21 protein-coding genes and 1 tRNA gene are annotated in these 26066 nt (G+C 63.2%); 13 read left to right on the top strand and 9 right to left on the bottom strand.

The features are described from left to right. Nucleotides 1-67 precede the first annotated feature (67 nt). Entirely contained in the window at nucleotides 68-379 is a 312-nt protein-coding gene (locus tag Q0030_RS30540; RefSeq protein ID WP_092121905.1) for a DUF1272 domain-containing protein, read from the bottom strand. 85 nt (nucleotides 380-464) lie between these two features. Further along, complete coding sequence (locus Q0030_RS30535) at nucleotides 465-941, bottom strand: Lrp/AsnC family transcriptional regulator (RefSeq protein WP_298375710.1); 477 nt, start codon at nucleotides 939-941, stop codon at nucleotides 465-467. Between the two features lie 122 nt (nucleotides 942-1063). Between Q0030_RS30535 and hppD the strand changes: the two genes are divergently transcribed. Further along, a complete protein-coding gene (gene hppD, locus Q0030_RS30530; protein WP_298375708.1) occupies nucleotides 1064-2182 on the top strand; it encodes a 4-hydroxyphenylpyruvate dioxygenase in 1119 nt (372 codons plus the stop codon). 192 nt (nucleotides 2183-2374) lie between these two features. Here hppD and Q0030_RS30525 read toward each other — a convergent pair whose 3' ends face one another. From Q0030_RS30525 to Q0030_RS30505, 5 genes are all read right to left on the bottom strand, one after another. Next, the gene (locus Q0030_RS30525) at nucleotides 2375-3487 is read right to left on the bottom strand and encodes a CaiB/BaiF CoA-transferase family protein (RefSeq protein WP_298375705.1); all 1113 of its coding nucleotides are present in this window, start codon (nucleotides 3485-3487) and stop codon (nucleotides 2375-2377) included. Nucleotides 3488-3735: 248 nt separating this feature from the next. After that, the gene (locus tag Q0030_RS30520) at nucleotides 3736-4536 is read right to left on the bottom strand and encodes a xanthine dehydrogenase family protein subunit M (RefSeq protein ID WP_298375702.1); all 801 of its coding nucleotides are present in this window, start codon (nucleotides 4534-4536) and stop codon (nucleotides 3736-3738) included. A gap of 13 nt (nucleotides 4537-4549) precedes the next feature. Beyond that, complete coding sequence (locus tag Q0030_RS30515; RefSeq protein ID WP_298375700.1) at nucleotides 4550-6889, bottom strand: xanthine dehydrogenase family protein molybdopterin-binding subunit; 2340 nt, start codon at nucleotides 6887-6889, stop codon at nucleotides 4550-4552. Between the two features lie 90 nt (nucleotides 6890-6979). Continuing rightward, nucleotides 6980-7465 carry a (2Fe-2S)-binding protein gene (locus tag Q0030_RS30510; RefSeq protein ID WP_097675807.1) on the bottom strand — a complete coding sequence of 162 codons (486 nt, stop codon included), beginning with the start codon at nucleotides 7463-7465 and terminating at the stop codon, nucleotides 6980-6982. Between the two features lie 268 nt (nucleotides 7466-7733). Beyond that, nucleotides 7734-7934: a hypothetical protein gene (locus Q0030_RS30505; protein WP_298375696.1), complete on the bottom strand. Its 201-nt coding sequence runs from the start codon at nucleotides 7932-7934 to the stop codon at nucleotides 7734-7736. On the opposite strand from Q0030_RS30505, the gene Q0030_RS30500 reads away from it, so the two are divergent. From Q0030_RS30500 to Q0030_RS30485, 4 genes are all read left to right on the top strand, one after another. Continuing rightward, nucleotides 7918-9585: a PQQ-dependent dehydrogenase, methanol/ethanol family gene (locus tag Q0030_RS30500; protein ID WP_363323514.1), complete on the top strand. Its 1668-nt coding sequence runs from the start codon at nucleotides 7918-7920 to the stop codon at nucleotides 9583-9585. The genes Q0030_RS30505 and Q0030_RS30500 overlap by 17 nt on opposite strands. A gap of 27 nt (nucleotides 9586-9612) precedes the next feature. Further along, the gene (locus tag Q0030_RS30495) at nucleotides 9613-10815 is read left to right on the top strand and encodes a transporter substrate-binding domain-containing protein (RefSeq protein ID WP_363323516.1); all 1203 of its coding nucleotides are present in this window, start codon (nucleotides 9613-9615) and stop codon (nucleotides 10813-10815) included. A gap of 138 nt (nucleotides 10816-10953) precedes the next feature. Continuing rightward, entirely contained in the window at nucleotides 10954-11634 is a 681-nt protein-coding gene (locus tag Q0030_RS30490; protein WP_298375688.1) for a response regulator transcription factor, read from the top strand. Between the two features lie 118 nt (nucleotides 11635-11752). Next, a complete protein-coding gene (locus tag Q0030_RS30485; protein WP_298375686.1) occupies nucleotides 11753-12496 on the top strand; it encodes a response regulator transcription factor in 744 nt (247 codons plus the stop codon). Here the strand turns inward: Q0030_RS30485 and Q0030_RS30480 are convergent. Both Q0030_RS30480 and Q0030_RS30475 read right to left on the bottom strand, forming a co-directional pair. Further along, the gene (locus Q0030_RS30480; RefSeq protein WP_298375684.1) at nucleotides 12491-13864 is read right to left on the bottom strand and encodes an ATP-binding protein; all 1374 of its coding nucleotides are present in this window, start codon (nucleotides 13862-13864) and stop codon (nucleotides 12491-12493) included. The genes Q0030_RS30485 and Q0030_RS30480 overlap by 6 nt on opposite strands. Next, entirely contained in the window at nucleotides 13861-15033 is a 1173-nt protein-coding gene (locus tag Q0030_RS30475) for an FIST N-terminal domain-containing protein (RefSeq protein WP_298375681.1), read from the bottom strand. Before Q0030_RS30475 ends, Q0030_RS30480 begins: the two co-directional genes overlap by 4 nt. 460 nt (nucleotides 15034-15493) lie before the next feature. Between Q0030_RS30475 and Q0030_RS30470 the strand changes: the two genes are divergently transcribed. From Q0030_RS30470 to Q0030_RS30435, 8 genes are all read left to right on the top strand, one after another. Beyond that, nucleotides 15494-17527: a methyl-accepting chemotaxis protein gene (locus tag Q0030_RS30470; protein ID WP_298375677.1), complete on the top strand. Its 2034-nt coding sequence runs from the start codon at nucleotides 15494-15496 to the stop codon at nucleotides 17525-17527. A 345-nt stretch (nucleotides 17528-17872) separates the two neighbouring features. Next, nucleotides 17873-19363, top strand: coding sequence for an MFS transporter (locus tag Q0030_RS30465; protein WP_298375675.1), 1491 nt, complete (start codon nucleotides 17873-17875; stop codon nucleotides 19361-19363). A gap of 27 nt (nucleotides 19364-19390) precedes the next feature. Beyond that, complete coding sequence (gene otsB, locus Q0030_RS30460) at nucleotides 19391-20200, top strand: trehalose-phosphatase (RefSeq protein WP_298375818.1); 810 nt, start codon at nucleotides 19391-19393, stop codon at nucleotides 20198-20200. A 201-nt stretch (nucleotides 20201-20401) separates the two neighbouring features. Further along, the gene (locus Q0030_RS30455) at nucleotides 20402-21853 is read left to right on the top strand and encodes a trehalose-6-phosphate synthase (RefSeq protein WP_298375672.1); all 1452 of its coding nucleotides are present in this window, start codon (nucleotides 20402-20404) and stop codon (nucleotides 21851-21853) included. A gap of 722 nt (nucleotides 21854-22575) precedes the next feature. Beyond that, nucleotides 22576-22665, top strand: a tRNA-Ser gene (locus Q0030_RS30450). 88 nt (nucleotides 22666-22753) lie between these two features. Then, a complete protein-coding gene (locus Q0030_RS30445) occupies nucleotides 22754-24322 on the top strand; it encodes a DUF6538 domain-containing protein (protein WP_298375669.1) in 1569 nt (522 codons plus the stop codon). Between the two features lie 496 nt (nucleotides 24323-24818). Further along, on the top strand, nucleotides 24819-25511 hold the full coding sequence (locus tag Q0030_RS30440) for a DNA-binding response regulator (RefSeq protein WP_298375667.1): 693 nt from the start codon (nucleotides 24819-24821) through the stop codon (nucleotides 25509-25511). Beyond that, nucleotides 25508-26065, top strand: coding sequence for a hypothetical protein (locus Q0030_RS30435; RefSeq protein ID WP_298375663.1), 558 nt, complete (start codon nucleotides 25508-25510; stop codon nucleotides 26063-26065). Before Q0030_RS30440 ends, Q0030_RS30435 begins: the two co-directional genes overlap by 4 nt. The last annotated feature ends 1 nt before the right edge of the window (nucleotide 26066 follow it).

Below are 26066 nucleotides of genomic sequence, written 5' to 3'. Positions count from 1 at the left end.
GCAATCCATCTATCCCTGCGCGGAGAGGATGGATTGCTTCGCTTCGCTCGCAATGACGAGAGGAAACTCACCGCTCCTCCGGCCTGACATCCCTCAGCCGCGCGGTATTCGCCGCGCAGTCCTCGAGGCTGTATTTCAGATGCACCCGCTTGTCGGACGGCGGCTGGTTCACGGTGCAGACACCCGCCCGCCACGGCTTGGCCGGGCGTATCGGCCGCGGCGCGAAGCCGCCGCCGCAGTTCGGGCAGACATTGCCGAGCTTGGTCTCCGCGCAATCCGCACAGAACGTGCATTCATAGGAGCAGATCCGCGCCTCTAGCGCGCTTGGTGGCAGGTCCTTGTCGCAATATTCGCAGTTCGGTCGCAGCTGCAGCGCCATGGTCGTCTCTCTCGGGGAATGTTGGAGAAATGATCGCAAATCGGGCCGGGAAAGCGAATGACGGATTTCCCTCGATTTGCGCCAGTCAGGTCTGCAGAGCCTTCAGCGGCAGCTTGGTGCTTTCCTTCAGGCGGTCGAGCACGATCGAAGAGCGCACATGCGCCACGCTCTGGTGCGGCATCAGCACATTGTTGACGATGTCCGACAGGCTCTTCAGGTCGCGCAGCATCACCTTCAGCACGTAATCGGCATCGCCGGTCAGCGCGTAGGCCTCCTGGATGTCGTCGACGCGGTTGACCAGCTCGCGAAACCGCTTGGCATTGTCGGGCGAGTGGGTCGCCAGCGTAATGTGGATGAAGGCGATCAGGCCGAAGCCGAGCGCCTCGCCGGCGATATCGGCATGGTAGCCCGAAATCACCTTCTCCTCCTCCAACCGCATCCGCCGCCGCGAGCATTGCGAGGCGGAGAGCCCGACCAGGTCGGCGAGCTGCTGGTTGGTCAGCCGGCCGTCATCTTGCAGCGCGGCGAGCATTTTGAGGTCGAAGGCGTCGACTTCAGGCATGCGTCGAATGTCCATTTCATGCACAGATTGTGCGCGATTCTAGCAAATCAGGGGCTATTTTGCACGCACGTTGCGCAGCAGATGACGGAAACTGATCCCAGACAAATCAGGGAGTTACCGTCATGGGACCGTTTCCGCACGATGCGCCGCCGGCCGAAATCAGCGCTGAGAACCCGATGGGCACCGACGGCTTCGAGTTCGTCGAATATGCCCACCCCAACCCGGCGGAGCTGCATGCCTTGTTCAAGTTGATGGGCTTTGTCGCGGTCGCCCGCCACAAGACCAAGAGCATCACGGTCTATCGTCAGGGCGACATCAACTATCTCGTCAATGAGGAGCCGGGCACCCACGGCTTCAATTTCGTCGCCGCGCACGGCCCCTGCGCGCCGTCGATGGCGTTCCGCGTGGTCGATGCGAAGCGCGCCTATGAGCGCGCGATCGCGCTCGGCGCAGAGCCGGCGGATGTGTCGTCCGCCGAGAAGACGCTGGATGTGCCCGCGATCAAGGGCATCGGCGGCAGCCTGCTGTATTTCGTCGATCGCTACGGCGCCAAGGGCTCCGCCTATGGTGCCGAGTTCGAGTGGTTAGGAGAGGAGAATCCGCGTCCCGCGGGCTCGGGCCTGTATTACGTCGATCACCTCACCCACAACGTCCATCGCGGTCGGATGGATGTCTGGACCGGCTTCTATGCCAAGCTGTTCAACTTCCGCCAGATCCGCTTCTTCGACATCGAGGGCCGCGCGTCCGGCCTGTTCTCCCGCGCGCTGACCAGCCCGGACGGCAAGATCCGGATTCCGATCAACGAGGATGCCGGCGATTCCGGGCAGATCGAGGAATATCTCAACATCTATCACGGCGAGGGCATCCAGCACATCGCTTGCGGCGCGCGCGACATCTACCGCACCGTCGAGACGCTGCGCGCGGACGGCCTGCCGTTCATGCCGTCACCGCCCGACACCTATTTCGAGCGGATCGATGCCCGCCTGCCGCAGCATGGCGAGGACGTGGCGCGGCTCAAGACCAACGGCATCCTGATCGACGGCGAGGGTGTGGTGGACGGCGGCCAGACCAAGGTGCTGCTGCAGATCTTCTCGGCGAACGCAATCGGGCCGATCTTCTTCGAGTTCATCCAGCGCAAGGGCGACGACGGTTTCGGCGAAGGCAACTTCAAGGCGCTGTTCGAATCGATCGAGGAAGACCAGATCCGCCGCGGCGTGCTGAAGGTCGATCACGCGGCTTGAAGCCGTCTCAGGGGTGCTACGCTAGCGCACAGCCAAAAGGTGTCGTCCCGGCGAACGCCGGGACCCATACCGCGGAATCGATCGAGTTTGCCAGGTGGGAGTCCCGCGGAACGGTTGTGCGCAACAACTGCGTTCCGGGGTTATGGGTCCCGGCCCCCGTGCGCAATTGCGCACTAGGCCGGGACGACGGTTCTATTTCCCCGCCTTCCACGCGCTGGTCACGTCGCCAATGCTTGCCAGCTCCGGCTCGCGGATCGCCGACGGTGTCCGCGAGAAGCGCGGTGCGGGGGCGGGCTGGGTGACGCCGTGGCGCTCGACGAACACCTGGCGTGCTGCCATATGCGGATGCTTCGGGGCCTCTTCCATGGTGAGGATCGGCGCAAAGCAGATGTCGGTGCCTTCCATGATTGTGCACCAGTCCGCGCGCGACTTGCTCTTGAACACCTTTTCCAGCTTCGCCTTCAGCGCCGGCCAGGCCTTGCGGTCCATCTGGGCGTCGAAGTCGGCATCGGTCAGGTCGGCATGCTTGCGCAGCAGCGCATAGAACTGCGGTTCGATCGAGCCGATCGAGATGAAGTTGCCGCAGGAGCATTCGTAGACGCCGTAGAAATGTGCGCCGCCGTCCAGGAAGTTCTGGTCGCGGCCGCCGCTCCAGCGGCCCTGCGCGCGCATGTCGTAGAACATCGACATCAGCGAGGCCGCGCCGTCGCACATCGCGGTATCGACCACCTGGCCCTTTCCGGACTTCTGCGCTTCCAGCAGCGCTGCGAGCACGCCGACCACGAGATAGAGTGCGCCGCCCCCGAAATCGCCGACCAGGTTGAGCGGCGGCACCGGCTTCTCCTTGGTGCCGATCGCGGCCAGAGCGCCTGTGATCGAGATGTAGTTGATGTCGTGACCGGCGGCGTTCGCCAGCGGGCCTTCCTGGCCCCAGCCGGTCATGCGGCCAAAAACCAGCTTGGGATTGCGCGCGAGCACGACGTCCGGGCCGAGACCGAGACGCTCCATGACACCGGGGCGGAAGCCTTCGATCAGCGCGTCGGCATGGCTGAGCAGGTCGAGCACTTCAGCGATCGCCGCCTTGTTCTTGAGGTCGAGCTCGATGACCTTGCGGCCGCGGGTTGCCACCGCCTTCAAATTCTTGCCCGCGCCGATCCGATCGAGGGTGATGACCTCGGCGCCCATGTCGGCGAGCAGCATGCAGGCGAACGGGCCGGGGCCGATGCCGGCGAATTCGACGATGCGGAAGCCGGCGAGCGGGCCCGAGGTGCGAGCGGCGGTTTGGGAGGCGGGTTTATCGAGCACGTTGTTATCCGTTGGTTGTGGGGCGTTAAGCGGCTGAGGTGCTTACGGCAGGCTTGGCGCCGAATGTCGTGCGTTCTCCCAGCCGCCCGTGGGACGGTATTTTTAATTAGCTGATTAGCTAAATTGTCTCGCCGAACGCGCGATGAGGCAAGCGTCTTTTGCCTCGAAGCGCCGGTAAAACGAGGCGCGGTAAAACGCGAACGGCGCGCATCGCTGCGCGCCGCCGCTCGACTTGTGTTTAGGCGCTATCAGCCGGCGGCAGTCACCGCCCGCTGTCCCATCACCTTGACCAGATTGGCGCGGTAGTCCGCCGAGCCGTGGATGTCGGCGAGCAGACCGCTCGCCGGAATCGTGACGCTGTCGAGCGCCGAGGCCGCCCAGTTTGCCTTCAGCGCCTGCTCGATCGGCGCCACCCGCATGACGCCGCTCTGCGATGCACCGGTCGCGGTGACGCGGACGTCACCCGACTTGGTCTTGGCGACGAACACGCCGGTCAGCGCGAAGCGCGAGGCCGGGTTCGGAAACTTGGCATAACCCGCCTTGGCCGGAATCGGGAACGCGACCTGTGTGATGATCTCGCCATCCTCGAGTGCCGTCGTGAACAGGCCCTTGAAGAAATCATCCGCCGCGATCGACCGCTTGTTGGTCTTGATCGTCGCGCCGAGCGCCAGCACCGCCGCCGGATAATCCGCCGCCGGGTCGTTGTTGGCGAGCGAGCCGCCGATCGTGCCGCGATAGCGCACGGCGGGGTCGCCGATCATCGACGCCAGATTGGCCAGTGCGGGGATTGCTTTCTTGACCGCATCGCTTTGCGCTACATCGTAATGCGGCGTCGCTGCCTTGATGGTGACGGTGTCGCCCGAAACCTCGATGCCGATCATCTCCTGCACCTTGGAAAGGTCGATCACGTCGGACGGGGCGGCGAGGCGCTGCTTCATCACGGGGAGCAGGGTTTGTCCGCCGGCAAGGAATTTTGATTCCGTGCCCTTGGCGAACGTGGCTGCGGCGTCGGCGACCGAGGAAGCACGGTGATAATTTGTCTCGTACATGGCTCTTCCTCCCTCAACCGTGAATGGCGTGCCAGACGCGATCGGGCGTCGCCGGCATTTCCAGCTTGTTGTTGCCGATGGCGTCCGTGATCGCGTTGATCACGGCAGCAGAGGCGCCGATCGCGCCGGCTTCGCCGCAGCCCTTGACGCCGAGCGGGTTGCCCGGACACAGCGTCGTGGTGTGGGAGAGCTGGAACGACGGCAGGTCGTCGGCGCGCGGCATGGTGTAATCCATGAACGACGCGGTCACGAGCTGACCGGTGTCGTCATAGACCGCGCCCTCGAGGAGCGCCTGGCCGATGCCCTGCGCGAGGCCGCCATGGACCTGGCCCTCGACAATCATCGGGTTGATCAGCCGGCCGAAATCGTCCGCTGCCACGAAGTTGACGAAGGAGGTCTTGCCGGTGCCGGGATCGATCTCGAGCTCGCAGATATAGGCGCCAGCCGGGAAGGTGAAGTTGGTCGGGTCGTAGAACGCCGTCTCCTTCAGGCCGGGCTCCATGCCGTCAGGCAGGTTGTGCGCGGTGTAGGCCGCGAGCGCGACCATCGGCAGCGCGATCGCCTTGTCGGTGCCGGTGACCTTGAACTCGCCGTTCTCGATCACGATGTCGCTCTCGGACGCCTCGAGCGCATGCGCCGCGATCTTCTTGGCCTTGGCTTCCACCTTCTCCATCGCCTTCACGATCGCCGCACCGCCGACCGCGATCGAGCGCGAGCCATAGGTACCCATGCCGAACTGAACCTTGTCGGTGTCGCCGTGTACGATCGAGACCTGGCTGATCGGCACGCCGAGCCGCTCGGCGATGATCTGGCAGAACGTCGTCTCGTGGCCCTGGCCGTGGCTGTGCGAGCCGGTGAGCACCTCGATGGTGCCGACCGGATTGACGCGGATCTCCGCCGATTCCCACAGGCCGACGCCGGCCCCGAGACTGCCTACCGCCTTCGACGGCGCGATGCCGCAGGCCTCGATGTAGCAGGAGACGCCGATGCCGCGCAGCTTGCCGTCGGCTTTCGCCTTGGCCTTGCGGGCCGGGAAGCCGGCATAGTCGATCGCCTTCATCGCCGCATCGATCGAGGCGTGGAAGTCGCCGACATCATAGGCCATGATCACGGGCGTCTGATATGGGAACGCGTTGATGAAGTTTGTCTTGCGCAGCTCGGTCGGATCGACCTTCAGCTGCCGAGCCGCCGTCTCCATCATCCGCTCGAGCAGATAGCTCGCCTCGGGACGGCCGGCGCCGCGATAGGCGTCGACCGGCGTGGTGTTGGTGTAGACGCCGATCACCTCGGCGTAGATCGAGGGGATCACATACTGGCCCGACAGCAGCGTCGCGTAGAGATAGGTCGGGACTGCCGAGGAGAACAGCGACATATAGGCGCCGAAATTGGCGTGGGTCTTCACCCGCAGGCCAAGGATCTTGTTGTCCTTGTCGAACGCCATCTCCGCCTTCGAGACATGGTCGCGGCCATGCGCGTCGGTGAGGAAGGCCTCCGAGCGATCACCGGTCCATTTCACCGGGCGGTTGACCTTCTTCGAGGCCCACAGCGCCACCATCTCTTCCGGGTAGATGTAGATCTTGGAGCCGAAGCCGCCGCCGACATCGGGCGCGATCACGCGCAGCTTGTGCTCGGGCGCGATGTTGTAGAATGCCGACAGCACGAGGCGGGCGACGTGCGGATTCTGCGAGGTCGTGTAGAGCGTGTAGTGCTCTTCGGCCTGATCGTAATGCGCAACCGCCGCGCGCGGCTCCATCGCATTCGGCACCAGGCGGTTGTTGGTGAGCTCGAGTGTCACCACATTGGCGGCCTTGCTGAAGGCGTCGCCGACCGCGGCTTCGTCGCCGATATGCCAGTCATAGACGATGTTGCCGGGGGCTTCGGGATGCAGTTGCGGAGCGCCCGACTTGATCGCGGCCCTGACGTCGGCCACCGCGGGAAGCTCTTCGTAGTCGACGACGACGGCTTCCGCCGCGTCCCTGGCCTGGTTCTTGGTCTCGGCGATCACGACCGCGACCGCCTGTCCGACAAAGCGCACGGTCTCCGGCGCCATCGCCGGCCACGCGCCCATTTTCATCGGCGAGCCATCTTTCGAGGTGATGGCCCAGCCGCAGATCAGATTGCCGACCTTGTCGTCGACGATCTGCTGTCCGGTCAGCACCGCGATCACGCCAGGCATCTTCATCGCCTCGGCGGAGTTGATGCCCTTGACCTTGGCATGTGCATGCGGGCTGCGGATGAAGTGAGCATAGCTCATGCCGACCATTTTAACGTCGTCGACGTAACGGCCCTGGCCGGTAATGAACCGGCGATCTTCCTTGCGCACGACACGTGCGCCAATGCCTTCAACACCCATAGTCTAGTCCTCCCGACGGAGATTCGATTTGCCGCCGTTTCCATCGAGACCGGCGGTGATGAGCTTGATTGTGTGTAGTGCGTGGGCCGGCTATTCGGCGGCCTGCGCGACCTTCATGCGGCCGGCTGCATCGAGCACCGCCTTGACGATGTTGTGGTAGCCGGTGCAGCGGCAGATGTTGCCTTCGAGCTCGTGGCGAACCGTTTCCTCGTCGAGCTTGCCGCCATGGCGGTGCACGATATCGACCGCGGACATGATCATGCCGGGGGTGCAATAGCCGCACTGCAGGCCGTGATTGTCGCGAAACGCCGCCTGCATCGGGTGCAGCTCGTCGCCCTTGGCGAGGCCTTCGATCGTGGTGACGTTGGAGCCGGCGGCCTGGCCGGCCAGCATGGTGCAGGATTTCACCGCCCGCCCATCGACATGGACGACGCAGGCGCCGCACTGGCTGGTATCGCAGCCGACATGGGTGCCGGTGAGGTTGAGGTTTTCGCGCAAGAGATGCACGAGGAGGGTCCGGTCCTCGACGTCGACCGAAACCGCCCTGCCGTTTACCGTCAGTTTGACTGTAGACACGCGTTTCTCCCAATAGCTTCGTTATGGGCCCAGTAGACCACGCTTCATATGGGACGTAACCGCGATCAAAGTCGTAGGTGCGGCCCTGTCGTGAAGGCGCCGGGCTGTACGTCCGATCCTAGCAGGCAGCCGTTCGAGGGGCAATTTGCAAGCTGCCGGGAGCATGCTCCGGCGCGACGAAATCACACCGCAGTGCAAGCGGTTTTCGGCAGGCTGACGGTGCTACGGCGCGCCGAAAATCGCCGCCGCGAATGCTACTACCTTCCGCCTATAACGACGCAATAGCGTTGCTGTCATTTTCATCGTCGACGCAGCGACGGAAGATCGCTGGTTCATGAAATTGGGTATCGATCCGCGCGCGCGATGCATCCATCGCGGCAACGAAACCATATTGGAGGAAGCCAATGAAGCTGAGGAGCGGGATTTTCTTTGCCGGTGTGTCGCTGGTCGCCATGGTGATGGCAAGCATTGGCGCGTCGAAAGCGAATGATTCTGTCGTGAAGGCGGCGTCCGATCCGAACGGATGGGCGATCGCCGGCCACGACTACGGCAATACGCGCTTCAGCCCCCTGAAGCAGATCAATTCCGAGAATGCCGGCAAGCTGCAGCTGGTCTATTCGCTGTCGCTGGCCTCGCTGCGCTCCAACGAGTCGTCGCCGCTGGTGATCGGCAAGACGCTGTATGTGTCGACGTCGTGGGGGCCTAAATACGTCTATGCGGTCGATGCCGCGACCGGTGCGCGCAAATGGACCTGGCAGCCCGACATTCCGGACGACGTGCTTCAATATGCCTGCTGCGACGTCAATAACCGCGGCGTGTCCTATGCCGACGGCAAGATCTTCGTCGGCCGGCTCGACGGCAAGCTGACCGCGCTCGATGCCGAGACCGGCAAGGAGCTCTGGACCTCGACCGTGGTCGACTACAAGCAGGGCTCGGTCATCACCTCGCCGCCGCTGATCGTCCGCGACAAGGTCATCACCGGGTTCGGCGGCGGCGAATATGGCGTCCGCGGCTCGTTGCAGGCCTTCAATCTCAAGGACGGCAAGCTGCTCTGGCAGACCTTCACGGTGCCGGCACCGGGCGAACCCGGCAGCGACACCTGGAAGGGCGACACCGGGCTACATGGCGGCGGCGCCGCCTGGCTGGTCGGCTCCTACGACACCAAGTCCGACACCGTCTACTGGGGTACCAGCAATCCGGGACCGTGGAACACCGGTGTGCGCTCCACCGGCGACGGCAATTTCGGCAAGCTGACCAACCTCTACACCGCCTCGACGCTGGCGATCGATCCTAACACCGGCAAGATCAAGTGGCACATCCAGGGCACGCCGGCCGACGCCTGGGACTATGACGGCGTCAACGAGCTGCTGCTCGCCGACCTCAAGATCAAGGGCGCCGAGACGCCGGTTCTGATGAAGGCGGATCGCAACGGCTTCTTCTTCGTGGCCAACCGGGAAACCGGCAAGGTGATCTCGGCCGAGAAATACGTCTTCGCCAACTGGGCCAAGAAGTGGGACATCAACACGATGCGGGCGGAAGAGGATCCGGACAAGCGTCCCGGCCCCGGCCATCCCGCCAAGGATATCTGCCCGAACCTGATCGGCGGCAAGAACTGGCAGCCGATGTCGTTCAACCCGCAGACCGGCCTTGTCTACATTCCGAGCAACAACGTCTGCATGGATTGGTCGGTTAGCGACGTAAACTACAAGCGCGGCGTGTTCTATCTCGGCGCCGAATTCCCGACCAAGCCGGGCCCCGGCGGCTTCCTCGGCGAACTCGTGGCCTGGGATCCGATCGCCAACAAGAAAGTATGGAGCATCAAGGAAGACCTGCCCTTCAACGGCGGGACGCTGACGACGGGCGGCAACCTCGTGTTCTCCGGCAATCTGCACGGCGACTTCCGCGCCATCGATGCCAAGAACGGCAAGGTGCTGTGGAGCAAGAACCTCGGCAGCGGCATCGGCGCCGGTCCCGTGACCTATTCGGTCGACGGCAAGCAGTATGTCGCGATCGTGGTCGGACGCACCGCGGCGCTGCCGGCCTTCCTCGGCGACATCGGCAAGAAGATGGTCGCCGCGGCGCCCGAAGGCGGCTCGCTGTTCGTGTTCGCCCTGCAGTAAACAATCGTCTAGGAGGCAGCATTGTCCGTGTCCTGCATCGCCCGAAACGAACTGCGCACCCCCTCGCGCAACACGCGGTTGGAACATGCAATCCGGACCGTGCTGCTTTCCGCCCTGCTTATGGTGCCGGCCCTGGCGGCCGGCGCCGACGAGGCAAAACCGCCGCTGCGGCTCTGTGCCGACCCGACCAACCTGCCGTTCTCGAGCGACCAACCGGGCAAGCCCGGCCTCTATCTCGAGATCGGCCAGGCCGTGGCGCAGAAGCTCGGCCGGACGGCGAGCACCAACTGGTACAAGTCCTATTTCGGCAAGCGCACCGTGCGGGAGACGCTGCTCAGCAAGCAGTGCGACGCCATGGTCGGCCTGCCGCTGATCGACGATTTCATGGGCCCGGCGGTGATCTTCTCGAAGCCGATCGCTCACGAAGGCTACGCGCTGGTCGGCGCCAGGGAGCGCAAGCTCACCGGCATCGACGACCTCAAGGGATTGCGGGTTGCGGTGCAGTATCAATCGACGCCGCAGAACCTGCTGGCCCTGCGTGACGACATTCAGAAGGTCACAGTGCTCAGCCCGGAGGAGGGCATGGCGGCCCTCGAACAGGGCAAGGTGGACATCGCCTTCATCTGGGCGCCGGTGGCGGGTTGGCTGAACAAGACCAGCTACGGCGACAAGTATCAGATCGTGTCCACCGAGGGCGACGGCCTGCTCTGGCCGACCGCGATCGGCTTCGCCAAGGCGTCCGGCGCGCTGCGCGATGAGGTCGACGGCGTGCTGCCGTCGCTGGCGCCGGAGATTTCCGCCCTGTTCGCCAAATACGGCGTGCCAAACGGCGCCCCGGTGAAGTTCGGCCAGGCGGATCGGGCAACGACGTCGTCGGTTGGGGCCAGCGAACCCGTCACGGTCGGGCAGGCGGCCGCGGTCGAGAAACCGGTCCAGACCGCCGCAACCGCCGGGGATGCCAAAGGGGACGCCAATGCGGGGCGGGAGGTCTTCAACGGCACCTGCGCCCATTGCCACGGTCCGGACGCGGTGCAGGCCGAGCGAAAGATCGATCTCAGGCTGCTCAAGAAGCGCTATGCTGACGACATGGAAGCGACATTCTGGAAGACGGTCCATGACGGGCGGCCGGCCAAGGGCATGCCGGCCTGGAAGGACGTCTTCAGCGACGACGAGCTCAGAAACGTATATGCCTATCTGCAGAGTGTGCAGGATACCGGCGGGTCGAACTAGCTGCCGCGATCCGCAATAGAAGCGTTTTCGAGCGAAGTGGATACCGGTTCGCGTGAGGAAAACGCGTCAAAACAAGAATCTAGAGCCCCGTTCCGATTCAATCGGAACGGAAACGGCTCGAGCAGTGCGAGGGTCCTCATGATGGGGTTCCTGATCATCGACGATCACCCCCTGTTTGGGGAGGCGCTTGGCAACGCCATCCGCATCTCGCATCCCGATGCCCGGATCTATGAAGCGACCTCGATCAAGGAGGCCCTTGGCATCCTCGCCAGCGAGCCGAATATCGACCTCGCGCTGCTCGATCTGCTGCTGCCCGACGTCGTCGGCTTCTCCGGCTTCCAGAAGATCAGGGATCGCTATCCGCGGCTGCCGATCGCCATCGTCTCCAGTGAAGAGGACAAGCACACCATCCGCGAGGCCCTGGAAATGGGTGCGGTCGGGTATCTGCCGAAGTCGACCTCGCTCGGCGAGCTGTCGCAGGCGATCGCCCGCGTGCTGAGCGGGTCGGTCTCGGCGCCGCGGGATTTCGTCGCGGTCGGCGCACTGGATCAGTCCGAGACCGCGCGGACGCTGCGCGAGCGGATCCAGAAGCTGACGCCGCAGCAAATCCGCGTACTTCACCTGATCATCCGCGGATTGCAGAACCGCGAGATCGCCTCCGAGCTCAAGCTCGCGGAATCCACGGTGAAGGCACATGTGACCGAGATCCTGCGCAAGCTGAAGCTGTTCAGCCGCAACAAGGCGATCATCGAGCTCGGCAAGATTCCGCTGCCGGTCCCCGACGCCTGCGCGGGAGCCAAGGCGGAGAAGGCACCCTAGCCTTGCTGCACTGCGAGGCGGGCGCATTGACTATCCGCCTATAGGCTGACGATCGGCTTTGAGATAACGTCATGCCAACGATAGCTGTCATGAGCATTCGAGGGAGGACGGCGCAGCATTGACCACGACCGCGCCCCTGGCGGACGAGCCGCCGGTCGATAGAGCGGGTGCGCCTCGACTGCTGATCGTCGAGGATCACCCGCTGTTCCGTGCTGCCTTGATCGGTGTGATCGGGGCCGAGTTTCCCGACGCCGAGGTGCTGCAGGCGACCTCGATCGATGGCGCGCTCGACGTGATCGCCGCGCGCGACGGCCTCGATCTGATCCTGCTCGATCTGTCGATGCCGGGAACAACTGGCCTGCTCGGCGCCTACCGGGTGCGTGCCGCGGCGCCGCGCAGCGCGCTCGTGATCGTGTCGGCGCATGACGATTCCCGGATCATCGGCGGCGCCATCTCGCTCGGCATTTCCGGATTCATTCCGAAGTCGACGCCGAAGCTCGAGCTGGCGCGCCTGCTGCGCGGCATTCTCGAAGGCGAGGTGTGCCTGCCGACCCGTTTCCGCGATTCGGCTGCCGCACGGAAGGGGCAGGCCGACACCAAGCAATTGGTGCAGCAGCTCGGCCAGTTCACCGCGCAGCAGCTTCGCGTGCTCGACATGATCTGCCGCGGGCTGCAGAACAAGCACATCGCCTACCAGCTCGATATCTCGGTCACCACCGTGAAGGTGCACGTCTCGGAGATCCTGCGGAAGCTCGGCGTGCGCAGCCGGACCGAGGCCATCATCGCGCTGTCGAAACTGGATTTCGGCAAGCACGACCACGCGCCGGTGACGGCCTCGCCGCCGCATAGCGCGGAATCATAACCGCGCACCCGACTGCTCCGCCGCCAGCAGGAACGACAACAGCGAGCGCATCTCGGCGGGCTTGATCGGCTTCTTCAGCAATTCGTGTCCAAAGGCCGAGACGTCGGAGGCGGCCTTGGCCGAGTAGTCGGCGGTCACGATGATCGCAGGAACCTTGGCGTTGATTTCGCCGCGGATCACGTCGACGGCCTGGATGCCGGTCTCGCCATTGTCGAGGTGCAGGTCGGCGATGATGGCGTCGGGAATGCCGTCCAGCGCGTGGATGCGCTCGAGCGCCTCGGTCTTGGAGATCGTCACGGCGACGTCGCAGCCCCATTTTTCCAGCAGATGGGCGAGGCCCTCGGCGCTCGAGAGGTCGTTCTCGATCAGCAGGATCTTGGCGCCTTCCATGCCGCCATAGCGATAGTCGACGCTGGCCTGTTCGCGCACCGGGATCGCAACCGGATCGAAGGTGCGCGGCACGGTGACCGAGAACACCGAGCCTTTGCCGGCGCGCGAACTCAGCCTGATGTTGTGGCCGAGCAGGTCGGCAAACCGGCGCACGATCGAAAGGCCAAGCCCGATGCCTGCCTTGTCGCTGGCGCCGGCGTCGCCGCGCTGAAACTCGACGAAGATGGCTTCGCGCTGGGCTTCCGGGATGCCAGGCCCGGTGTCATGCACCTCAATGCAGATGTCGTCGCCCTTGAGGCGGCATCCCATCAGCACGGTGCCGCGCTGGGTGTAGCGTAGCGCGTTGGCCAAGAGGTTCTGCAGGATCCGGCGCAGCATCAGCGGATCGGAGCGAACCACCGCCGACGTTGGCACGATCCGGAATCCGAGGTTGCGCTTGGCGGCGGTCGCCACAAACTCGTGCTCCAGCGGCTCGAACAGCGAGGCGATCGCGACCGGACCGAATTCGGGCCTGAGCACGCCGGCATCGAGCTTCGAGATGTCGAGCAGCGTCCGCAGCATGTCTTCCAGCGTCGCCAGCGAACGGTCGATCTGGTCGGTCAGCGCGACGCTCTTGGGCTCGTTGGCCATCTCGGTCAGCGCGGACAGTGTCAGCCGTGCCGCATTGAGCGGCTGCAACAGGTCGTGCGTCACTGAAACCAGCACCGATGATTTCAGCGAGCTCGCTGCCTCGGCCTGCTGCTTGGCTTGCAGCAGGCGTCCGTTGGTTTTCTCCAGCGATTGCAGCGCCTGCTTGAGTTGCTGGGTGCGGTCGCGCACCTGCTGATCCAGCGCAATCGCGGTCTCGAACAGGGAAAAGGCGTTGAGCTGCTGGTCGGTCGAGCGTTCGACGCGCGACATCAGCGCCGCGTTGATCTTGCGCAGCTTCTCGGTTTCGCGTTCGAGGGCCGCAATGCGCGTGGTCTTGCTGTCGGTCATTGCGGCGCGACAGCCCGCTTGCCGATGGCGATGCCGGTCAGTGTCTGGTTGACATGCATGGAGCGATACTGCTCGCCATAGGTCTGAAAGCCAATCACTTTGTTGCGGCGATAGAGCTCCGACATCTCCCGCGACAGCTGGCGTTGCTCGACATCGAGCCGGCGCAGCACGCATTCGAAGCCGATGAACATCGAGACCTCGCCGAGATCCTCGGTCAGCTCCTTGAGCAGGCGGCTAGTCACGTCGATCGGGTCACGCTCGCGCGCCACCGTCAGCACCATGCCCTCGTCGATCGCGCAGAAGAATTGCAGCGACCCGTCGGGATTCGTTCGCTGGATCGACCGTGCGTAATAGGCGCCGCCGACGCGCACCAGGACCGGATGCGCGGCAAAGGAGAACAGTTCGAGCTTGCTGTCGCTGAGGCCGACGGCGCGGGAATATTCCAGCGCGGCTGGCTCGGCATTCAATTCCTTGACGATGCGGTGCTCGATGTCGGCCTCGGTCACCACCATCTTGGTCGAGGTCGGCTCGAAATGGTCGCATTTGAACGTGCGGAACGGCAGCCGCGTCCGGATCAGGATCAGGACGGCAGCGTCGGTAAAGGCTTCGCCGCCGTAGAACACCCACGACTTCTCGAAGCGCAGGCCGTCGCCGGCGGAGCCGCCGACCACCGGAATGTCGCCGAGCGATGCATAGATCGCCGACATGATGGTTTCCTCACGCTGGCACATGCCATCGATGAAGAGCAGCCCGAAGGCATCCTCGGTGTGGTCGCAATGCTCGGTGCGTTGCGCGAATTCGCTCTGCAACTCGGTGCACATCGAGCGGCCATGATCGACCCGGAACGTCGCGAGATCGAACAGCGGCCGGGCCGCGATGACGAAATCGGCGGCGTTGAAGCCCATCGCGACCACGCTGTCCTCGTCCCAGCCGCCGGGCGACAGTTCGCCGGCCGTGGTGCAGCCGAAGATCGGAACGTCGCCCATCTGCCTCGACAGCTCGGCAATAAATTCCTTCGGGTCATAGAACGGCGACACGAACACGACGAGCATGGCGAGATCAGCCGCTGCCAATTGGCGCGCGATCTCGTCGGCTGCTTGCCGCGGCCCGTCGGTCTTTGCCTGCACCACGACGATGCTGTCGGTGGCGCTGCCGTTCTGCTTCGCCAAAGGCGTTCTCCCTGACCAGAATTTTTTGTTTTTCTTGGCGCGGCCTGTCGTGACAGCGCGGGTCGAAAGGGCATACGGGCCATGCCGCGATCGGTTGCGGTCAGGCCCGCCGGTTCTAGGTCGTGAGGGGAAATGTCATTGGCCGGGCGACTTCGCCGGCAGCTGCGCCCGCCGCAAGCGCCAACGGCGCCGCTCGACGCGATGACATGGGACACCTCCCGATGTGTTCTCCCGGCCCGGGCAGGGACAGGTTTGATCGGTTCTAAACTATCGGGCGGGACCCGCGCGTCAATCACCTTGCCCACCCTCCGAGCCCGACCAAGGTAGTAGCGCACCGAATTGGCTGACCTGTTGCCCATTTACCGGGCCTTATTGATTCTGCCTTAGTTTTGCCCTCCGGGGGCTGGGGCGGGTTGCTGCCGGACCCTGCGTGGTTTTCAGAATGAAGACGGGGGTTGGAATGCCGGGACTCAAGCGATCGCTGTCGATCAGGTTCCCAACCCTCAGATTTCAAGCCAAGATCATGCTCGGCTTTGCCGTCACGCTGGCGCTGTCGGCGGCCACTATGGGCTTTGCCTATATGGGCTTCGAGCGGGTCTCCGCCGGCGTCGGCTCCTACCGCCAGAGCGTCGCGGAAGCCGACCTCGCCCGCAACATCGATCGCGAATTGATCTCCTACCGTTCGCTGGCGCGCTACTACGTCGCGACCGGCAAGGAGGACGACGCCAAGGCCGCGCTCGCTGCCGAGGCCAGCCTGAAGGACGCCATCCTGGCGTCGATGAAGGGCACCACCAATCCGGCCCGGCTCGAGCAGGTCACCAAGCTGGAGCGCGAATTCCGCGCCTTCACCAAGATCTTTGCCGAGATCGTCCGCACCAAGGACGAGAGCGCGCAGACCGCGCAGAACAAGCTGGTCCGCAGTGCGACTTCGATGCGCTATAAGCTCGACGATCTGCCGAGCAACGCCGACGATTCCGAGCTGCAGTCGATTCAGTTCGGCGCCAAGAAAGTTTCCGATCAGTTGCAGTCGATCACCGGCGCCGTCAACACGTTCGTCGTCAACGGCGACAAGACGGTCGCCTCCAGCGCGCTCGCCCGGCTGAAATTCGCCGACAATCTCGTGAAGGGGATCACCTCGAAGAACGAGCGGATCACCCAGGGCGTGAAGGACATCACCGGACTGCTTGAAGAGTACCGCGAGGCGCTGGCCAAGCTGATCGCGAATGCGAAGTCGATCGACGAATTGACCGTCGAGATGACGGAATCGGCTGCCGCCATCAGCCAGGGTGCGGCGGCGATGAAGTCCGACCTGCTCGCCGACCAGAAGCGGCTCGAGACCGAATCGCATTCCATGATCGGCGAGACCGAGCAGCTGATCCTGATGCTTGCCGCAGGCAGCTTCGTGCTCGGGCTGGTGTGGGCGTTCCTGCTCGGCAAGGGCATTTCGCGCCCGATCGCGGCGATGTGCGCGGCGATGCGCGAGCTTGCGGCCGGCAATTTCGACGTGGTGCTGCCGGGCCTCGGTCGTCGCGACGAGCTTGGCGAGATGGCCGGCGCTGTGGAAGAGTTCAAGGTCCAGGCGGTCGCCAAGGCCGAGCGCGACGCCGCGACCCAGGAAGCGCAGAACAAGGCGAGCGCCACCGCGCGGCGCGCCGAGCTCATTCGTTTTGCCGATGAATTCGAATCGGCCGTTGGCTCGATCGTCTCCAACGTATCGGCGTCCGCCGTCCAGCTCGAATCCGCGGCCGGTACGTTGACCCGCACGGCCGAGACCACGCAGAACCTGTCGAGCCAGGTCGCCGGCGCCTCCGAGGAGGCCTCCAGCAACATGCAGTCGGTCGCGTCCGCGACCGAGGAGTTGTCAGCCTCGGTCGACGAGATCGGCCGCCGTGCCAAGGAATCCAGCCAGATCGCCGATTCCGCCGTGCGCCAGGCCGAGCAGACCGATGCCCGGATCGGCAAGCTCTCGCGCGCCGCGCAGGAGATCGGCGATGTGGTCAAGCTGATCACGGCGATCGCCGAGCAGACCAACCTCCTGGCTCTGAACGCCACCATCGAGGCCGCGCGTGCTGGTGATGCGGGCCGCGGCTTCGCTGTGGTTGCATCGGAAGTGAAGTCGCTGGCGAGCCAGACCGCGAGAGCCACCGACGAGATCTCCACCCACATCTCGGGCATGCAGGCCGCGACGCAGGAATCGGTCGCCGCGATCAAGGAGATCGGCGGCACGATCGGACAGATCTCCGGGATCGCGACCAACATCGCGAGCTCGGTCGAGCAGCAGAGCGCGGCAACGCAGGAGATCGCGCGCAGCGTGCAGAACGTCGCGCAGGGCACCCAGGAAGCCGCCTCCAGCGTCACCCAGGTTAACCGCGGCGCCACCGAGACGGGAGCCGCCTCCGAAGAGGTGCTGAACTCGGCCCGCTCGCTGTCGGTCGAGAGCTCGCGGCTGCGCGAGGAGCTCGACCGCTTCATGGCGAACATCCGCGCGGCGTAGGGCGCAGGTCTATCGATTATCGTCGTACCGGCGCAGGCCGGGACCCATAACCACCAATCGTTATTGTTATACGTGCAATTCGCTGCGTGCCCATTGCCATGGCCGCGGCGTATGGGTCCTGGCTTTCGCCAGGACGACGGAAACAATTGTTTTCGCCGGGGCGACGGGATCATTTCTTTCGAACCGTTGTCAGCAATACGGCGATTTTCCTCGCTCTCCCGCATTGCGGAACCCTTGCCGGGCTGCGGCGTTGACGTCGCGTGGCGGGCACTCCGTTTGCCGCAATCCTGGGAAAGAGAACCTTGGAACACAGCGTTCCGGGGCTTTTCTCATTGGCCGGTTCTGATGACACTGCAGCGGACACAGTTGAGCTCGGCGACGACGCACGAGGGCGTGGCTCCAGACACGCCAAATGACGGCCGCATCATCGAGACCTCAATTCCGCTTCGCCTCGACAATCTGAGCTGGAGCGGTTTCCACACCCGCGTCGTGCTGGCGCTCGGCATCACCTGGATTCTCGACGGGCTCGAAGTGACGCTCGCCGGTGCGCTGTCGGGAGCGCTGAAGGAGAGCCCGACGATGAGCTTCTCCAACGCCGATGTCGGGCTTGCCAGCAGCGCCTATCTCGCCGGCGCCGTGCTCGGCGCGCTTGGCTTCGGCTGGCTCACCGACCGGATCGGCCGCAAGAAGCTGTTCTTCATCACGCTCGCGTTCTATCTCTCGGCGACGGCTGCGACCGCGCTGTCGTGGAACGTCGCGAGCTACGCACTGTTTCGCTTTCTCACCGGTGCCGGCATCGGCGGCGAATACACTGCGATCAATTCGACCATCCAGGAGCTGGTGCCGGCGCGCTATCGCGGCTGGACCGATCTCGTCATCAACGGCAGCTTCTGGATCGGCGCTGCGATCGGTGCGTTGAGCGCCATCGTGCTGCTCGATCCTGCGTTGCTTGCGCCGGATCACGGCTGGCGGATCGCCTATTTTACCGGTGCGGTGCTCGGCCTCGTCGTGCTGTTGATGCGGATGTGGATTCCGGAAAGCCCGCGCTGGCTGATGATCCATGGACGCCCCGAAGAGGCCCACAGGATCGTCGCCGATATCGAGACTTCCGTGCTCGGTCACGAACAGCCGGGCGAGGGCTTCGAGAAGATCAAGCTCCGGATGCGCGATCACACGCCGCTGCGCGAGGTCGCGGTGACGCTGTTTTCGACCTACCGGCAGCGCTCGCTGGTCGGACTGACGCTGATGGCCGCGCAGGCGTTCTTCTACAACGCGATCTTCTTCACCTTCGCACTGATCCTGACCGATTTCTTCGGCATCGCCGCCAGCAATGTCGGCTGGTACATCCTGCCGTTCGCTGCCGGCAATTTTCTTGGGCCGCTGCTGCTCGGCCGCCTGTTCGACACGCTTGGCCGCCGCACCATGATCGCGCTGACCTATGGCATCTCGGGCGTGCTGCTGGCGTTGTCCGGCTATCTGTTCTCGATCGGCGTGTTCAGCGCGCAGACCCAGACCATCGCCTGGATGGTGATCTTCTTCTTCGCCTCGCCGGCCGCGAGCGCCGCCTATCTGACCGTCAGCGAGACGTTTCCGCTCGAGGTTCGCGCACTCGCGATCGCCATCTTCTATGCTGTCGGCACCGGGATCGGTGGCGTGATTGGACCGGCACTGTTCGGCGTGCTGATCGACACCGGGTCGCGCAACAGCGTCTTCGCCGGCTACCTGCTGGGGTCGGCACTGATGATGGTCGCCGCCGCGGTCGCATGGCGCTATGCCGTCGCGGCCGAGCGAAAACCGCTCGAATCCGTCGCGCGGCCGTTGGCATTTGTGGAGTAGACTATGACGAAGCATGACGTGGCCGAAATGCCCCAGGAAGACGACATCACCCCCAATGCTACGACCGGCAGCGCGCCGGCGCCGGCATCACTGATTCCGCCGCTGGATCGCACCGCGGTGTTGCTCGACATCGACGGCACCTTGCTCGATTTCGCCGCGACGCCGCGCGAGGTCTGGGTGCCGCCGGAGCTCGCGACGACGCTGAAGCAGTTGCATGAGCGCACCCAAGGCGCGCTGGCGCTGGTCAGCGGCCGTTCGCTCAACGATATCGATCTGATCTTCGCGCCGGAGCAGTTTCCCGCAGTCGGCGGCCATGGCGCGGAGATGCGGCTGCAACCGGACAGCGAGGCGGTCGCCGCGCACGCGCCGCCGCTCGACAAGGAATTGAAGCGCCGCCTCGCCGCGATTGCCAAGCTCAGCCCCGGCATTCTGCTCGAGGACAAGGGCTATTCGCTGGCGCTGCACTATCGGCTGGCGCCGCAGGCGGAGAGGGCGATCTATGAAGCGGTGTCGCTGATCCGCGCCGAGCTGCCGAATGCGCCGATCGAGGTGTTGCCGGGCAAGAGCGTCTGCGAGATCAAGCATTCCGGCTTCACCAAGGCCACCGGCGTGCGCGAGCTGATGACGCATGAACCGTTCAAGGGACGCCGCCCGTTCTTCATCGGTGATGACGTCACCGACGAGACCGTGTTCGCGATCATGCCCGATTTCAACGGTCTCGCATTCTCCGTCGGCCGCCGCGCCACCGGCGTCGCCGGACATTTCGATGGGCCGAGTGACGTGCGCGAGTTTCTCGCGCAGCTGCTCGACGATGATAGGGCCGTGGGCCTGTCCTAACGAGTCAGATTCATCACAGCCGATTCGAATGCGGTGCTTTTGCGTCGTGTGAGCGACCTCGCATGAATTTTTCTTTTCGCGAGTTCCCGTGAGTTCCATGCGTCTTCGCCAGAATTTGGTTTCATTTGGGAGATTCCTTGATCAGGAACCATCTTGATGAATGGTTGTTAATACGCGAGTTGACCAACAGGAGGGGACCGGGTGAACCTCGTCGTCGTATCGAACCGCGTCTCGCGCGGAAAACCCAATGAACCCATGACGGGGGGGCTGGCTGCGGCCTTGTTGCCGGTGGTGGAAAAGACAGGGGCAATCTGGGTTGGTTCCAGTGGGCGTGTTCGCGACGGGAACTTGAAGGAACCTTTTGCAGAAGTCGAAGCTCTCGGCGCCGGCGCGCTGGCGATGCTCGATCTGCCGGCCGCGCACTACGGCGGCTACTACGAAGGCTTTGCCAATTCGGCGCTGTGGCCCGCGATGCATTCGCGCGCCGATCTGATACGTGCGTCGCACGAAGACTATAAGAGCTATCGCGAAGTGAACGCGTTCATGGCGCGCGCGTTGCTGCGCTTCCGCAAGCCTGATTCCGTGTTCTGGATCCAGGACTATCATTTCCTCGCGCTCGGTGCCGAGTTGCGCGATCTCGGCGTCACGCAGCCGGTCGGCTTCTTCCTGCATACGCCGTGGCCGGCGCGCGCGGTGATCGCCGGCGTGCCCAATCATCGCGAGCTGATCGAAGCGATGCTGTCCTATGACCTGATCGGCTTCCAGACCGATGAGGACTGCGAGAACTTCCTGAGTTATGTGCAGAACGATCTCGATTTCGGGGTGCGCGACGGCGTGATCAATTCGTCGTTCGGCCGCACGCGCGCTGCGGTGTTTCCGATCGGCATCGATCCCGGAAAATTCGCGCAGCAGGCAACCAAGGCGATGATGCATCCCGACGTGACGAGGTTGCGACGCAGCCTCAACGGCGAGAAGCTCGCGATCGGCGTCGACCGGCTCGACTATTCCAAGGGTCTGGTTAACCGCATCAAGGCGTTCGACCGGATGTGGTCGCTGCATCCGAACTTGAAGCGTTCGGTGTCGCTGCTGCAGATCGCAACGCCGTCGCGCGGTGCGATCGAGGCCTATGGCAATCTCGCGAGCGAGGTCGCAAAGCTCGTCACCGACGTCAACGGCGTGCATGGCGAGGTCGATTGGACGCCGATCCGCTACCTCAACAAGGGCTTTGGCCAGGGCGTGCTCGCGGGGCTCTACCGTACCGCGCAGGTCGGTGTGGTGACGCCGTTGCAGGACGGCATGAACCTTGTCGCCAAGGAGTATGTCGCCGCTCAAAATCCGGCCGACCCCGGCGTGCTGGTGCTGTCGAAATTCGCCGGTGCGGCGAACGAGCTCGACGCCGCGTTGCTAGTCAATCCGCATGACATCGACGGCATGGCGCGCACTTTGGCGACGGCGCTCGCGATGCCGCTGACCGAGCGGCGGATGCGCTGGGAAGCCATGATGGAGAAGCTCAACAGCGGCACCATCCAGCAATGGTTTGCCGATTTCATCGAGGCGCTGCAGGATACGCACAGTGCGGGTACAGCGGCGCTGCCGGAGCCACCGAGCCTGTGGCCGCGCCGCACGGCGGATTTTGCCGCGCGATATCACTGAGCGAGCACGGGCTCGCCAGCGTACAGCGAGGATGGGCACACCAGCGCTGGCCCATCGTCGTGTATCGTGTCTTCCGATTCAAAATGTCAAACAGCATCTTCGGTGTCATCACCCGCGCATGCGCATGCGGGTGATCCAGTATTCCAGAGACGCCTGTTCTTGAGATGTCGCGGCTTCTTCCGGGCGTCGTCCCTGCGAAAGCAGGGACCCATACTCCGCGGCCTGTGTCGTGAACGGGACTCGTCGTTCCACCGTCTTTCAAGATAACCGTCTGTGGTTATGGCTCCTGGCTTTCGCCAGGACGACACCGAAGTTGTGGCACGGTCGGGAGGCCATGCATTCGCATTCTCGCGACATGATTGTCCCAGTCTTGCATCTTGCTTCGCCCTCTCTTGAACAGAGGACGCAGGGAAAGCCGGGTGCCGATCGCACCCATGGGCCCCCGAGCAAAGGTGGAAAGCTCGGGGGTGAAGCCGCATGCGCCGGGGTATGCAATTACGCACCTGGGCGTGACGAGGAACGGCCGACCGATTGCATGGCCTGATTTGCGCGGTTCTTTGACCGGCCAGCGGCCAGAATCGCGCACGGCGGCAACCGAGGCCGCAAGGCGCAGTTGATGTCGCCGCCAATTTACCCAATATTTTCAATCCATTGGGGAAATTTCGCGCCCCGGCCGCGCGGCCCTTGCAAAATCCGCCTCAGCCCTTCAAGAGAGGCCTCCCGGAGAGATGGCCGAGTGGCTTAAGGCGCACGCTTGGAAAGCGTGTGTGCGGGAAACCGTACCGTGGGTTCGAATCCCACTCTCTCCGCCAGTCCCTCCCAAAAACGCCAATAATTCAAATTCGATCGGTAGAATAAGGCTTTCTGCAAACGCCCGGTGGTACACAAAGGTGGACCACGATGGCGTTCAAAATGACGAAACCTTGGAAAAACCCACGCAGCGACAATTTCTGGTTCAGGCGACGCGTTCCTGCGCGGCTGGTTGGTTTCATGGGCAAACGCGAGATCAAGTTCTCGCTTGGTACGGCCGATCCGGAACTGGCGGGGCTTCGCTTCGTGGAGGAGACCGCCAAGCTCGAGCGGATGTGGCATGAGCATCTGCACGGGCGCCAGTCCGTGCAGCTCTCGCAACGCCAACTCTCAGCATTGTCGGGCGAGTTCTACAGGGAGATGGTCGCGAAGCATCGCGACAATCCGGGCTCGCCGTTCGACTGGGAGCTGATGCTCAAGCGGGACCGCGAGAAGATTGCGCGGCGGTTTCCGGGGCGCAGCCACATGCGGTTCTCGTTCGGAGCAGAAGCCCGATCCTTCCTTGATCGTAAGGGTTACCATCTCGTCGGCGACACCTTCAATCAGTTCATCGACGAGTTCGTACACGCCAAGCACCTTGCGGCCGAGCAGCTTCGGCGCAATGCCTCGAAGGATTGGAAGGAGGATCCCAAGGCCGACGACTTTGCCAAGCCGGAGGTCCTCGTTAGCGATGGCAAGGTCGGCGCCATGGACATGTTCGATCGCTACGCGGACGAGGCTCAGATCGACGACAAGACCCGACGGTCATGGAGCGCGAAGATCAAGTCGTTGACGACCTTCGTAGGCCATGACGATCTCGCACGTCTGACGGAAGATGACCTGATCGCTTGGAAGGACAAGCTGCTCATAACGAAGAAAAAGCAATCGAAGAAGGACAGGGAGGCAAAAAAGCCCGAGGAGACGCTCGACCCCAGGACAATCAAGAATTCGTATCTCGCGGCTGTCAAAGCCACGCTTAAGTATGCGAAGCAGCAGAGGAAGTTGTCGCAGAACGTGGCGAAGGAAGTCACGGTCAGAGTGAGAAAGAAGGTAAAGCAGCGTGAGAAAGGCTTTACCGAAGAAGAAGCGTTGCTGATTCTCCAGGCGACGTTGGCGCCGGCACCCTCCAACATGTCTGAGGAGCATGCAAAGGCAAGACGCTGGGTGCCATGGATCTGCGCCTATACGGGCGCCCGCGTGAACGAGATCACCCAGTTGCTGCCTTCCGACTTCCAGACCAAGAAGGGTATCCGTTACATCCGGATCGACGCCGACGCGGCAAAGATGGGTGAGTATCGCGAAGTGCCGCTGCATGACCATCTCATCAAAGAAGGGCTGCTCGCATACAAGGATTCCCGCAAAGGGAAGCCGCTCTTCTACGATCCCGGTCGTTCTCGTGGAGGCAGGGATGCTGGCAAGCATTTCCGGAAGACCGGCGAACGCCTCGGCGAGTGGATCAGGAGCGAGGAGGTGGGCGTCACCGATAAGAAGGTAGCTCCCAACCACGGTTGGCGGCACCGCTTCTCGTCGCTCGCGCGCCATGTGGACATGCACATCGATGTCCAGAACATCATCCAGGGCCACGCCGGTGACAAAGTCGCGTCCGACTACGGCGATGCCTGGATCGAGACTGCCTATCGCGAGATCATGAAGATCCCAAAATATGATCTAGGAGCGTAACAGGAAGTGGAAGCCCTTCCTCGCAGAATCGCTTGAACGCGGACAATTCTCCCCGGTCTAGGGACCCTTCTTTGCTCACTTCGCTACGATGGCGTCAAACGGGCGTGGGTAGTTCCACCTGTTGATAAAGAACTTGCGCTCGTCGGCAGGAAATGATCGGGCGCAAAATAGGAAAGCGCGTTTCTGCTAGGCATCCATGCCTTCGAAGTCTTCCTTGAATTCGCGAAGCCAGTCCGTCGCGTCGCACGCGCTCGCTGCCAATAATATCTCTCGCTTTGCGAACGGGTCGCTGCCAGCATAGATCTCAGACGAGCGCCGAAAGCGGCCGTCTAAAGTTTAGGTTCCCAAGATCGAATCCTTCCCTTAGGTTGCGGAATCACTTTTTTTCAACTATTTGAAGGCCAATTTGCCGTCCCCGCTCCGAAAACAATCACTCGACGGATCGCCATATCATCGTCCCGCGGAGGTGCAGGCACAATTAACTGCCCTGGAGCAGGTGTCGCGCGACGAGCTTCTGCGGAGGTGCCGGATCACGGACGAGTCGGACCTGGACTACGTGCGCAGCGAGTGCGTTCTGCATTACTTGCGAGCCAGCCACCGGGACAACAGCCAAGCCCGGTTCTCCGCCCTATACGGCATTCTGCTCGAACGTGCGACGCGCCGTCTGCCCCGGTCGGGAAGCGAACAACATGTCTCGTCGAGCCGGGCCGAAGCCAACGATCTCGTCCTGCATCGTCTCAACGTGCTCATCTGCTCCGACCGGAACGTGTATTCGGAGCAGCTCGACTTCTTCGAGATCCGATTCGACAAGGGGATTGCCAGGCTCCGCACCGATGCGCTGAGGAAGGTCGGACGCCAGCAGAAGCGGGAAGCCTCCCTCCATGACGAAGAGACTGGCGAACTATCCAACGACGTGGTCAAGGCGATAGGGAACTATAATCCGTTCGAAACCGGGAAAATCGAGGACCGAGATTACCGGTCGAGACTGGACAGTGCGATTGATACTCTGCCACCCCTACAGCAGAGGATCGTCCAAATGCTCCGAAAGGAAGTCCCCATCGATTCGACCAGCGACCAGTACGCCGTGACCATCTCGAAGACGCTGGGCAAGGTCGAAAAGACGATCAGGCTCAACCGGGACAAGGCATACGCCGTTTTGAGACGCATCCTGGAAGGAGATCAGAGATGAAATCCGTTCCACGCGAAGAAGACGTGCTCGATGCCTTCGCCGCCGAGCCAAGCCACGACGCCGCTACCTTCAAGAGGTATCTGAAGGATTATCCTCAGTACGCGGAGGCGCTCGTCGACCTTTCGCGCGAGTTGTCCCGCGAGATCGGGCAAGACGAACCTCTCTCCAAACGGGAGATTGCCTGGATCGACGAAGCCGTGCGCAGGTATTCCGGAGATCCGACGTCCGCCCCTTTTGCGACCCCAACGGTTGAGCAACAGCGCGCGGCCGCGAAGGAGCTTCGCGTACCGCGCCAGATCATCACGGCGATTCTCGAGTGCAAGGTCGCAATCGAGACGATTTCGTCGCGCACCCGTCGGCGATTGGCGCTTCTGTTCGACGCGACCGTCGACGGCCTCGTTCAAGCACTTTCGGGGCCGCAGATGGCCGCTTCGCGGAGTTACAAGGCGGATGGCCGCCCCTCGACCGACGAGAAGGTCAGTCTCGAGCAAGCTCTACGCGAGGCCAAGGTTTCGGAGGATGTCATCTCCGATCTCGTTTCGGAGGAAGACTGAA

Source organism: uncultured Bradyrhizobium sp. (genome assembly GCF_947648125.1).
Lineage (GTDB): Bacteria > Pseudomonadota > Alphaproteobacteria > Rhizobiales > Xanthobacteraceae > Bradyrhizobium.
Note: the sequence above shows the minus strand (reverse complement) of the source record. Positions and strands in the feature narration are given on the sequence as shown.